Origin of the sequence: Alteromonas sp. KUL17 (assembly GCF_006538305.1) — a bacterium.
GTDB lineage: Bacteria > Pseudomonadota > Gammaproteobacteria > Enterobacterales > Alteromonadaceae > Alteromonas > Alteromonas macleodii.
In genome coordinates, this window is sequence record NZ_BJKJ01000029.1 from 39,173 (window position 1) to 50,946 (window position 11,774).

The following is an 11,774-nucleotide window of genomic DNA, read 5'->3' on the forward strand; positions in this document are numbered from 1 at the left end:
TCTAAAAGAACTAAATATACCTACGCCTTTCCGCCAAAAAGCCAATCAATAGAAACGATGCCACATAGCCTGCACCTTGGTACTGCCAGGGCAAGTAGGCTAGGGTGTGTTTTAAGAACGGTGCGCCGTACAAAGTTAGTGCGCCATAGCCAAAGGCACACAGAACTACAAACAAACTAACGCGAATGGTGAAATGGTAAGGTGCCAGTATGCGTTTTACATGGCCGTTAATCAGGTCGCCGTACACCACTAAGATAGTGGCCATAAGCATAATGCTCATTTCGGTGTAATAGGGGCTTAAGGCGCGAGAAAGGGCACTGAAAAGTTCACTCACAAAATTACTACTATTATGACGTTTTTACTGTGTGCCCATTATAACCACGGTAAGGTCAAAAGCGTTAGCTAACGCCTTTATTAAGTGCGCTTACTGCTTTAAAGCCTTGCTCAATAGTGGCAATGCGGTCGGTGGTTTGATCGCGCTCTACAAATTTATGTTCAATACCGGCTAACTTGCCGTGCGCGAATATCTCTTTAAAGTTAATCGTGCCTGTGCCCACATCAGCAAAACTGCCGTCTTCAGCCAAATCTTTTACATGCCAAAGTTTAAAGCGGCCTGGGTACTGCTTAAAGTAATCAACGGGGTTTTTACCTGCTTTTACCGTCCAGTATAAATCCAGCTCTATGGCAACAAGGTCTGGGTCGGTCTGAGTTATAAGCACGTCTAATGGTGTCTTACCGTCGCGTACTTCAAATTCAAAATCGTGGTTGTGGTAGGCAAGAGTAATACCTTCTTTCTTACAGGCTTCGCCAATGGTATTTAGCTTATCGGCAAGGGCTTGGTATGGCGCAATGCCTGTACCACGTTGGGCTTCGCTAAGCCATGGAACTACCAAGTATTTGTGACCAACGGTTTGTGCGTCATCTAAAATTTGTGACAGGTTAGTATCGAACGCGTCTAACTGAATATGAGCCGAAGGCGCAGTAAGGCCATTGTCATCAAGCAGTTGCTTAATTTCCTTTGCGCTATGGTCAAAGTAGCCTGCAAATTCCATTTCCGAATAACCAACATCTGCAACCAGTTTCAGTGTAGCCGGCACACTTACTTTCATAATATCTCTAAGCGTGTAAAGCTGCAGACCAACAGCACTTTTGTGCATGCCCTTCATCATAGATCCTTTATCACTACCATGCCCGTGCGCCAAAACAGCAGGAGCGCTCATAGCCGCCAGTAAACCAGATGAATATTTAATGAACTGTCGTCTAGAAACGCCAGAGCCAATATTACTGGCCGCGTCTAAAATTGCTGTCTTACTTAAGTTTGTTTTACTTAAATTCACTGCTTGCTCCTTTTCTGTAGTGGTACATAGGTGATGACGCATCGCTATCATCAATTAACCCAAAGCTTTGCCCGTGCTCTCACGCACAATAAGTTCAAACGGCATAATAACTTTGGGGGCCTTGCGAATTTTTCCGTTAAGAAGGTCCACCAGTAGCGTAACCGCCGTTCTACCAAATTCTTCTGCAGGTTGAGCAATAGTGGTTAGCGGTGGATCCACAAATGCTGAAAACGCAATGTCATCGAAACCTGCCACCGATATGTCATTAGGAACATGTAGGTTGGCTTGCTTAAAGGCTTGCATGGCACCAATAGCCGTTTCGTCGTTCTCACAAAATACGGCGGTGGGTCTACTTTCAAGGTGACTAATGGTTTCCCCTGCATTGTATCCGGCCTGTAATGTAAAATCCCCCGGGAACAACAAGCTCTCGTCAAAGGCAATATTGGCTTGCGCTAATGCGTCTTTATATCCAACCAAGCGTTCTTGGGTAAGCGGGCTTGAATTAGGTCCTTTGATCATGGCTATACGGGTATGGCCTAATGAAATTAAGTGCTCGGTCATTGCTTTGGCTGCAGCACGGTTGTCTAACGACACAACAGGATATTGGCCATCGTCAATCACCTCACAGGCATTCACCATGGGAAGTAGGCCATTGTCGTTGATCATCGTGGCATCAAATGGGTTGTGCGCACGTAACTGTATAAGCCCATCAGCCTGAGAAGTACTTACCATCTTGGCGTAATGGCTTTCTATTTCACTATTACCAAGCGTATTGGCAAGTAAAATGGAATAGCCCAGTTCGGCTGCCGCTTCCTGCATACCGCTAATAACACGGGCAAAAAATACGTTCGCTACCGTAGGCACCAGTACCACTAAATTGTGCGTTTTTCCCGAACGAAACTTAACTGCCATTAAGTTAGGTTTATATCCAACTGCCTGAACAGCGGCCATCACCTTATTGCGCGTTTTAGGAGAAACACGCTCAGGTTGTTGCAATGTTCTTGATACGGTAGCGACCGACACGCCGGCACTATCTGCTACATCTCTAATATTTGCCATTTACGTTATTGTTGTTTGTTAATTCACTCGCGCATTGTAAACCTAACCCAGTAGAGGTGTGGTCTATACGATGGTAGCGAATTCAAAATTTACGTGAAATTAATATGTAACCGTTTTCATTTTAAGCAAAAGAATACGCACTTTCATTAAAACGTCAAAGGTTATTTGTAGGATTTATGTAAATTTGAGCTAGTGTTATGTTCAAATTTGGTGCAGGAATAGGCGGTTAAAGGTAGTAAAGCCCCGGTATTACCTTGCCATTTGTAAACTTTAGATTAACAAAATGCTGTTTTTTGTATTGACCATTAAAATGTAACGGGTTACATTTTGTGGCATTAGTAACACCAATAGTGCGTTTGCACACAGAGGAATTTCAATGCAACCAATTCGAATGGGAATGATCGGAGGCGGGGAAGGCGCGTTTATCGGTGCCGTGCATCGTCATGCCGCAGGGTTAGATGGGAACTACCAGTTGGTGTGTGGCGCATTTAGCCGCAACGAAGAAAATAATACGCGTACTGCTTCTGCGTTGAACGTATCAACATCGCGTACATACGATAGCTGGCAGTCAATGTTAGAAGAAGAAGCCAAATTACCTGAGCAGCAGTGCATGCAGGTTGTGGTTATTGTAACGCCTAATCATCTTCACGTACCTATTTCACTTGCCGCAATCAAGGCGGGCTTTCATGTTTTCTGTGAAAAACCAGCAGGCGTTAGCTTTGCAGAAGTAAAAGAGCTTCAAGATGTTATTCACGCCAGTGAATCGCTATACGGCTTGGCTCATACCTATCTTGGTTATCCTATGGTTTGGCAAGCACGTCATCTCGTTGAAAGCGGTAAGCTGGGCAAAATTCGAAAAGTGTATGTTGAGTATCCGCAGGGCTGGTTGTCTGGCGAAGAAGAAACGCACAATAAGCAAGCGCAATGGCGTACCGATCCAGCAATTTCTGGCGCAACGGGCGCAATGGGCGACATCGGCACTCATGCGTTTGGACTTGTTGAGTTTGTATTAAACGACAGTGTTACCTCGCTTTGTGGCGAGTTAAATACGCATGTTGAAGGACGCCGATTAGATGACGACGGCGCCGCGCTTATTAAAACTAAGAAGGGTGCGTCGGGCGTGTTGATTGCTTCGCAGGTATGTGCTGGTGAAGAAAACGCGTTGAAGATCCGCGTCTACGGTGACAAGGGCGGTTTAGAGTGGCGTCAAATGGAGCCAAACTCCGTTATCTATCGCCCTGTTGATGCCCCTTATCAAGTGTTTAGAGCCGGCCAAGGTCAAGTTGGGTTATGTGATGCTGCATCTGCACGTTGCCGTGTTCCAGCTGGCCACCCAGAGGGCTACTTAGAAGCAATGGCAAACTTGTATACCGATTTTGCTAAAGCGGTACGCGCGAATCAAAAAGGCAAAGCTGATGGCGTTCCAGGAATAAATGCAGGCATACGCGGAATGGTATTTATAGATGCCATGCTTGCCAGTACTGACAGCGACACCAAATGGGAGTCGGTCAGTCAGGAAGGAACGCAGTAATGCAATTAAAACATACAATGAAAAAGGTGAGCGCTTATGGCTACTAATCAACAACCTATAAAAGGGCCGGCTATCTTCCTTGCTCAGTTCATGGGAAAAGAAGCGCCGTTCGATACGCTCGAAAATATGGCGAAGTGGGCAGCGTCGCTTGGTTACAAGGGAATACAGGTACCTACTGATCCTAGTCTGTTTGATTTAGAAAAAGCAGCCGAGAGCCAAGAGTACTGCGACAACATCGCTAAAATTTGTAAAGACGCAGGCGTAGAAATCACTGAGCTTTCTACGCACTTACAAGGTCAGCTAGTGGCGGTTCACCCCGCTTACGACGAGTTATTCGATAACTTTGCGCCGGCACACTTACACGGCAAGCCACAAGAGCGAACCGAATGGGCAATTAATCAGCTCAAATGTGCGGCTATTGCCAGCAAGCGCTTAGGATTGAAAGCTCACGCTACCTTTTCTGGTGCATTAATGTGGCACTTGGTTTACCCGTGGCCTCAGCGTCCTGCTGGCTTGGTCGAGCAAGGCTTTGCTGAATTAGCCAAGCGTTGGAAACCCATTCTCGATGCATTCGACGACGCGGGTGTTGATGTATGCTACGAAATTCACCCTGGGGAAGACTTGCACGATGGCGCTTCGTTCGAACAGTTTTTAAAAGCTGTAGATAACCACCCACGAGCAAATATTCTTTTCGATCCAAGCCACTTTGTTTTACAGCAGCTTGACTACCTTGACTTCATTGACCGCTACCACAGCCGGATCAAAATGTTTCACGTCAAAGACGCCGAGTTCAATCCGAACGGTAGAAACGGTGTGTACGGCGGCTATCAAGACTGGCAAGACCGCGCGGGACGTTTTCGTTCCCTTGGCGACGGCCAAGTCGACTTCAAAGGTATTTTCAGCAAGCTTACCCAGTATGGCTTCACAGGTTGGGCAGTACTAGAGTGGGAATGCTGCTTAAAAGACAGTGCGCAAGGCGCGGCAGAAGGCGCACCGTTTATCGCTTCACACATTATCGAGCCAAGCAAATATGCGTTTGACGACTTTGCTGGTGGAGACGTAAGCGAAGCGAAGAATAATCGTATTTTAGGCCTTGAGCGCTAAGCGCAATCAATAGGATAACAATAACTATGATAACCCTACGCCTTAGTTTGATGATGTTCCTTCAGTTCTTCATTTGGGGAGGCTGGTTTGTAACGTTAGGCACGTATCTATCGAATACCTTGTCTGCCAATGGTGGGCAAATTGGCATGGCCTTCTCAACCCAAAGTTGGGGCGCCATCATTGCCCCCTTCATTGTGGGCCTTATTGCTGACCGATTCTTTAATGCAGAAAAGATCCTCGGCTTATTACATATTGTTGGCGCCGTGCTTATGTACTTTATGTATCAAGCGAATGATTTTGCCAGCTTCTACCCTTATGTATTGGCTTACATGATTGCGTACATGCCTACGCTTGCTTTGGTTAACTCAGTGTCATTCGGGCAAATGGTTGACCCATCCAAAGAGTTCGGAAAAGTTCGTGTGTGGGGCACTATCGGCTGGATTGTGGCAGGCCTTATGATTAGCTATGTCTTCTCATGGGATTCTGCACAGTCTATTGCCGATGGTATGCTCAAAAACACGTTCTTATTGTGCAGCGTTGCCTCGCTAATGTTGGGCGTATTCAGTTTTACACTGCCAAACACGCCACCTCAATCTAGCGGTAAAGCGGTAACTATTCGCGACATTCTTGGCTTGGACGCGTTGGCACTGTTAAAAGACAAAAACTTCTTTGTATTTTTTCTTTCATCTGTACTTATTTGTATTCCACTGGCGTTTTACTACCAGAATGCGAACCCATTCCTTACTGAGATAGGCGTTGAAAATGCAACGGGCAAAATGACACTAGGTCAAGTTTCCGAAGTGTTGTTCATGTTGGCTCTGCCAGTATTTTTGAACCGTTTCGGTATTAAAGCCACGTTGGTGATAGGTATGGCGGCGTGGGTAGTACGTTATGCACTGTTCGCATTCGGAAACGCTGACGAAGGTTTGTTCATGCTTATTGTTGGTATTGCACTGCACGGTATTTGTTACGACTTCTTCTTTGTATCAGGGCAAATCTATACCAATGCAAAGGCGGGAGAAAACGTAAAAAGTGCAGCGCAGGGATTAATTACCTTAGCGACATATGGCGTAGGTATGCTGGTGGGCTTTGCAGTGGCAGGCGCAATTACCGACACCTACACGATGGAAACCGGTGCGCATAGTTGGCAGCAGGTCTGGTTATTCCCAGCAGGATTTGCCGCTGTTGTGTTAGTGCTATTCGCCATTCTGTTCAGAAAGGAAAAGGTGAACGCAGATGCATAACATTACCCGCAGAAAATTACTTCAAAGTATGGCTATGACAGGGGCAGGCATTGCCGGAACAGGGTTAGCAGCAGCTGGTTTAGCCACTGCGATGCCTGCTGTAGCGAGTACAAACGGCACGAAAGGTAGCAACACCATGAATACGCCGCTTAAAGGAAATGTAAACCATTCGGTAAGCCGATGGACCTACGGCGATTTAAGCATTGAAGAGTTGTGCCAAACCGTTAAGCAATTAGGATTTGGAGCCATTGACTTGGTAGGCCCTGAAGATTGGCCTGTGCTAAAGCAGTACGGCATCGACTCTTCTATGTGTAACGGCGCCGAGATAAGTCTTGAAGACGGCTTCATTCACAGTGAGCTCCACGACGAACTAGAAGCGCGTTATATAAAGCACATCGATTTGGTCGCTGATGCAGGTTATACAAACCTTATTTGCTTTAGCGGCAATGCCCGAGGCATGTCACGAGAAGACGGACTGGAAAATGCGGTTAAAGGGTTAAAACGCATTTTACCTCATGCTGAAAAACGCAATGTAGTGATTTTCATGGAGCTGTTTAACAGCAAAGTCGACCACCCTGATTACATGGCCGACAATTCTGCATGGGCGATAGAACTTTGCAAACGCCTAGGTTCTAAGCACTTCTCACTGCTTTACGATATCTACCACATGCAAATTAATGAGGGAGATATCATCCGAACTATTCGAGATAACTATCAGTACTTTGGCCATTACCATACGGCCGGCGTACCTGGGCGTCACGAAATAGATGCTTCACAAGAACTCAATTACGAAGCAATTGCTAAAGCCATTGTCGAGACCGGATTTAAAGGCTACTTAGCACAAGAGTTTATACCCACACCGAAAACCAAAGCCAACAGAATAGCGTCGCTACAACAAGCGATCTATATCTGTGATGTGTAACGTGCGAACAGGCACAGCGACGAATTAAGTTTTAAGGACGTGTTATGGCGAGTAACGAATATGATGCAATAGTTATTGGATCTGGTATCAGTGGCGGTTGGGCTGCTAAGGAGCTAACTGAGAAGGGCCTAAAAGTGCTCATGTTAGAACGTGGCCAAAATATCGAGCACATTAAAGATTATAAAAATGCGCACAAAGAAGATTGGGATTTTCCTCACCGAGACTTGCCTACTCAAGCAATGAAAGTGGATTATCCCGTGCTTAAACGCGACTACCCGCTAAATGAAAAAACGTACGGTATGTGGGCAAATGAAAAAGAAAACCCTTATACCGAAGACAAGCGCTTCGACTGGTACAGAGGCTACCACGTAGGTGGACGCTCACTATTGTGGGGACGTCAAAGCTACCGTTTGAACAAAGAAGATTTCGAAGCCAATGCTAAAGAAGGCATTGCAGTCGACTGGCCTATTCGCTACGACGATTTGGCGCCATGGTATGACTACGTAGAAAAATTCGCGGGTATCAGTGGTAATCGCGATGGCTTAGATGTATTGCCTGATGGTGTATACCAGCCACCAATGCCAATGAACATTGTAGAGGAAAGTGTCGCGGCGCGGGTGAAAAAGGCCTATGAAGGCGCGCGGCACATGGTGCATGGCCGCACTTCAAACATGACACAAAGCAAGCCCGAAGAAGGACGTGTTCATTGCCAATACCGCAATAAGTGCTGGTTGGGTTGTCCTTTCGGTGGCTACTTCAGTACACAAGCATCTACGCTTCCAGCTGCGGTTAAAACAGGTAACTTAACCCTTCGACCTTTTTCGATAGTAAAAGAGATCTTGTTCGACAAAGACAAGAAACGCGCGACTGGCGTTGAAATTATCGATGCTGAAACCAACGAGACCTATGTATTTAAAAGCAAGATCATCTTTGTAAATGCGTCAGCACTTAACTCGGCGTGGGTACTGATGAACTCTGCCACAGACGTATGGGACGGTGGCTTAGGAAGCAGCAGCGGCGAGTTGGGTCACAACGTTATGGATCACCACTTTAGAGTAGGTGCTTCGGCAGACGTAGAAGGCTTTGACGACAAATATACCTACGGTCGCAGACCGAGTGGCTTCTATGTGCCAAGGTTTAGAAACTGGGGAAGTGATAAGCGAGATTACTTGCGTGGATTTGGTTATCAAGGCGGTGCAAGCCGTTCAGGTTGGAGCAAAGACATAGCGGAACTTGGTATAGGTGCTGGGCTTAAAGATGCGATAACCGAGCCAGGTCCTTGGACAATAGGCATGACAGCCTTCGGTGAAATTCTTCCGTATCACGAAAACAAAGTGTACTTGAATAAAAAAGTCACCGACAAATGGGGCTTACCAGTACTCGCAATGGATGTAGAGATTAAAGAAAACGAGCTTAAGATGCGTAAGGACATGCAGCAAGACGCTATTGAGATGTTTGAAGCGGCTGGCCTTAAAAATGTTCAAGGCTGGGATGCAGACTACGCACCTGGTATGGGCATTCATGAAATGGGTACGGCGCGTATGGGGAGAGATCCTAAAAGCTCTGTGCTTAACGCGCATAACCAAGTATGGGATGCACCAAACGTATTCGTGACCGATGGTGCGGCAATGACATCGGCCAGCTGTGTTAACCCTTCACTGACCTATATGGCATTAACGGCAAGAGCCGCAGACTTTGCCGTAGAAGAGTTAAAGCGAGGAAATCTATAATGGAACGCAGAGAACTACTTAAACTCATCGCAACTGCTACAGGCACAGCATTGTTCGCAGGTAATGTACTTGCCTACACAGATGTGCCCGCTGTACCGCTTAGCGACACATTATTTAATGAAAAAGATGTGGCTTTGCTGAATGAAATGGGTGAGGTGATCATTCCTCAAACTGACACGCCTGGAGCAAAAGCGGCCAACGTTGGCGCGACAATGGCTGTGTTGATAACCGATTGCTACACACCTTTGCTTCAGAAAACCTTTCTTGATGGCATTAAGAAAATATCTTCGTTATGTCAAAGTCGTTTCAACAAGCAATTTGTTCAGCTTACCAAGCAAGAACGAGAGGCTTTATTTAACGACCTAGATGTAGAAGCGAAAGCGGCGAATCTTGCTAACGGTGTTTATCAAGGTGTTGAAACAGGAAAGCCAAGTCAGTGGGAGCCAGGCACCGATGAGCCAACCCCTCACTACTTTACGTTATTAAAACAGCTAACACTTTATTGCTTTTTCACGTCTCAAGTTGGCGCGACTAAGGTACTTCGATATGTGGCTATTCCTGGACGTTACGACGGTGCATTCCCTTATAAAAAGGGCGACAAAGCGTGGGCAACCTAAGCCTGCGCTATCGAGCTGCCAAACACAACACAGTTATATAACGGATAAAACAAGGTACTGACACTATGAATAAAACACTCGTCGCTTCAACTGTGGCTTTGCTTATGCCACTCTCTGCATGCGCAACGACAGATGCAGATACTGAGAAAAGCGAATGGCGGTTAACCCGCGAACAACAGGCCGCTAAAACAGAAGTTTGGGAACCTGTTCCTGAAGTGGTTTCTTTTGATAAGGCAGGCGTGCCCTCTGATGCCATCTCTTTAATTGGTGATGACCTATCTAACTGGACTTCAGTAAAGGAAGGTGATGCTAAGTGGACGCTGGAAAACGGTGTTCTAACAGTGAAGCCGGGAACAGGCGATATCAAAACGAAAGCAGAGTTCTGTGATGTTCAGTTGCACGTAGAGTGGAAAGCGCCACAGCCAGAAGCAGGTATGGAAGGACAACAGCGCAATAACAGTGGTATCTTCCTGCAGCAGCGATATGAAATTCAAGTCTTAGACTCATATCAGAATAAGACCTATCCCAATGGTCAAGCGGCAAGTATTTATAAGCAAACTATTCCTTTAGTTAACGCTATGAAGGCGCCTGGCGAATGGCAAACTTACGACATCATATATAAAGCCCCTACCTTTAACGGTGAAGAACTAGCAACGAAAGGCTATGTTACGGTAATACATAACGGCGTAGTGGTTCAGAACAATACTGAAATTCAAGGTACAACAGAATGGATCGGTGCACCTAAGTACAAAGCTCACGGATGCGCGCCGCTTCAATTGCAAGATCACGGCAATTTAGTAAGCTTTAAAAATATGTGGGTAAGATCACTTTAAAAAGCAAGCCGATAGATATCTTCAATCTCTTCAATACTCAATTGCTTGGGGTTGTTGCGAAGAAGGCGAGTTACTTTACTCGCCTCTTCTGCTAATTCACCTACACAAGAAGGCGGAATATTAAAGTGGGTGAGTGAAGCGGGAATGCCTACGTCGCGACACAGTTTTTCTATAGCAACTAATAACAGTTTAATTGCTTCCTCTTTTGAGTGGTGGCGCTCACATACCTTTAAAAGCTTAGCCACACAATAAAGTTTGTCTTGGCAGAACGGCGCATTTACTTTCAATACATGAGGTAGCATTACCGCGTTACTCATGCCATGTGACAGATGAAACCGTCCCCCTAGTGGATAAGCTAAGGCATGTACTGCCCCCACGCCCGCGTTTCCAAACGCAAGACCGGCCATTAAACTGCCGGTGGCCATATCTTCACGTGCTGCTAAGTTCTCACCATTGTTATAAGCGTGAAGTAATGAATTGAAGATAAGCTTGAGTGCTTTCTCTGCCAGAGCGTCGGTTATCGGACTAGCATTTACACTTATATAGGCTTCAAGCGCGTGAACGAATGCGTCTATACCGCTTGCTGCTGTAATGGACTGTGGGCATGTTTTTGTCATCTCCGGTGCAACAATCGCAACATCGGGTAGAAGGCAGGGACTAACAATCCCTTTTTTCATCTGTGCTATCGGATCTGACAAAATAGCAATGTTGGTAACTTCTGAACCTGTACCGGCGGTAGTGGGGATAACAATAAGAGGCAAACGACGTTTCGAAAGCGTATTTTCTCCGAAGAGTTCACTGAGGGGGCCAGTATGATCGTATGTAGCTGCAAGTACTTTTGCACTATCAATAGCGCTACCTCCACCAAGAGCAATAATTCCGTCTACTTGCTTCTCACGAAGTATCGCTAACTTATCTTCTATGATATTCACTTCAGGCTCTGGTGGAATGTCATCAATAATAAGTAAGGGTGAAGAGGGTAATAGTGTGAGTAGTTGATCAAGAAGACCAGATGAAGAAACGCCCTTGTCAGTAACGATAGCACATTCCTTTATGGATAATCTCGCCATTTCATCCGTGAGGGCTTTAATAGCGCCAAGACCCGTTATGAGTTTTCCAGCGGTTTTAAATTCAGAAACCTTCATACAAACCCCTCAATAATCCACGTACACGTTCAAATACTGTTCTATTAATTTATAGTACACAGCGTGACTTACCAATTAACTAACCTTATAGATCGTGAAAAGCGCGGTGAATTAGTGGTTTTTATGAACGTATTGCACATTGTTTATGCAAACGATCGAAAAATAAGGATTTTTTTAAAATACTTGTTGACGTGAGCGCTCATTTCCCTAAAATGCGCATCCGCTTCGGGGGAAAAGCAAAACAGCAAGCCT

General features: G+C 45.8%; 11 protein-coding genes. 7 read left to right on the forward strand and 4 right to left on the reverse strand.

Features of this window, described 5'->3' with window-relative positions; translation table 11 throughout:
• Nucleotides 1-10: 10 nt before the first annotated feature.
• The 3 genes from KUL49_RS18220 to KUL49_RS18230 all read right to left on the reverse strand — a co-directional run bounded on the left by KUL49_RS18220 (nucleotide 11) and on the right by KUL49_RS18230 (nucleotide 2,396).
• Nucleotides 11-334: a DUF3392 family protein gene (locus tag KUL49_RS18220; protein WP_014947959.1), complete on the reverse strand. Its 324-nt coding sequence runs from the start codon at nucleotides 332-334 to the stop codon at nucleotides 11-13.
• 64 nt (nucleotides 335-398) lie between these two features.
• The gene (locus KUL49_RS18225; protein ID WP_131138194.1) at nucleotides 399-1,337 is read right to left on the reverse strand and encodes a sugar phosphate isomerase/epimerase; all 939 of its coding nucleotides are present in this window, start codon (nucleotides 1,335-1,337) and stop codon (nucleotides 399-401) included.
• Nucleotides 1,338-1,391: 54 nt separating this feature from the next.
• Nucleotides 1,392-2,396 carry a LacI family DNA-binding transcriptional regulator gene (locus tag KUL49_RS18230; protein WP_012516940.1) on the reverse strand — a complete coding sequence of 335 codons (1,005 nt, stop codon included), beginning with the start codon at nucleotides 2,394-2,396 and terminating at the stop codon, nucleotides 1,392-1,394.
• A gap of 376 nt (nucleotides 2,397-2,772) precedes the next feature.
• On the opposite strand from KUL49_RS18230, the gene KUL49_RS18235 reads away from it, so the two are divergent.
• The 7 genes from KUL49_RS18235 (at nucleotide 2,773) to KUL49_RS18265 (ending at nucleotide 10,377) form a co-directional block, all read left to right on the forward strand.
• Nucleotides 2,773-3,927 (forward strand): Gfo/Idh/MocA family protein, encoded by a 1,155-nt coding sequence (locus KUL49_RS18235; RefSeq protein ID WP_131138195.1) that lies wholly within the window; start codon nucleotides 2,773-2,775, stop codon nucleotides 3,925-3,927.
• A 36-nt stretch (nucleotides 3,928-3,963) separates the two neighbouring features.
• Complete coding sequence (locus KUL49_RS18240) at nucleotides 3,964-5,031, forward strand: sugar phosphate isomerase/epimerase (protein WP_014997052.1); 1,068 nt, start codon at nucleotides 3,964-3,966, stop codon at nucleotides 5,029-5,031.
• Nucleotides 5,032-5,057: 26 nt separating this feature from the next.
• Entirely contained in the window at nucleotides 5,058-6,275 is a 1,218-nt protein-coding gene (locus KUL49_RS18245) for a nucleoside permease (RefSeq protein WP_014978076.1), read from the forward strand.
• On the forward strand, nucleotides 6,268-7,197 hold the full coding sequence (locus tag KUL49_RS18250; protein WP_131138196.1) for a hydroxypyruvate isomerase family protein: 930 nt from the start codon (nucleotides 6,268-6,270) through the stop codon (nucleotides 7,195-7,197). Before KUL49_RS18245 ends, KUL49_RS18250 begins: the two co-directional genes overlap by 8 nt.
• A 44-nt stretch (nucleotides 7,198-7,241) precedes the next feature.
• Nucleotides 7,242-8,927 carry a GMC oxidoreductase gene (locus tag KUL49_RS18255; protein ID WP_075177569.1) on the forward strand — a complete coding sequence of 562 codons (1,686 nt, stop codon included), beginning with the start codon at nucleotides 7,242-7,244 and terminating at the stop codon, nucleotides 8,925-8,927.
• Nucleotides 8,927-9,544, forward strand: coding sequence for a gluconate 2-dehydrogenase subunit 3 family protein (locus KUL49_RS18260; protein ID WP_131138197.1), 618 nt, complete (start codon nucleotides 8,927-8,929; stop codon nucleotides 9,542-9,544). Before KUL49_RS18255 ends, KUL49_RS18260 begins: the two co-directional genes overlap by 1 nt.
• A 65-nt stretch (nucleotides 9,545-9,609) precedes the next feature.
• Complete coding sequence (locus KUL49_RS18265; RefSeq protein ID WP_131138198.1) at nucleotides 9,610-10,377, forward strand: DUF1080 domain-containing protein; 768 nt, start codon at nucleotides 9,610-9,612, stop codon at nucleotides 10,375-10,377.
• On the opposite strand, the gene KUL49_RS18270 is transcribed toward KUL49_RS18265, so the two are convergent.
• Nucleotides 10,374-11,522 (reverse strand): iron-containing alcohol dehydrogenase, encoded by a 1,149-nt coding sequence (locus tag KUL49_RS18270; RefSeq protein ID WP_131138199.1) that lies wholly within the window; start codon nucleotides 11,520-11,522, stop codon nucleotides 10,374-10,376. The genes KUL49_RS18265 and KUL49_RS18270 overlap by 4 nt on opposite strands.
• Nucleotides 11,523-11,774: the final 252 nt, after the last annotated feature.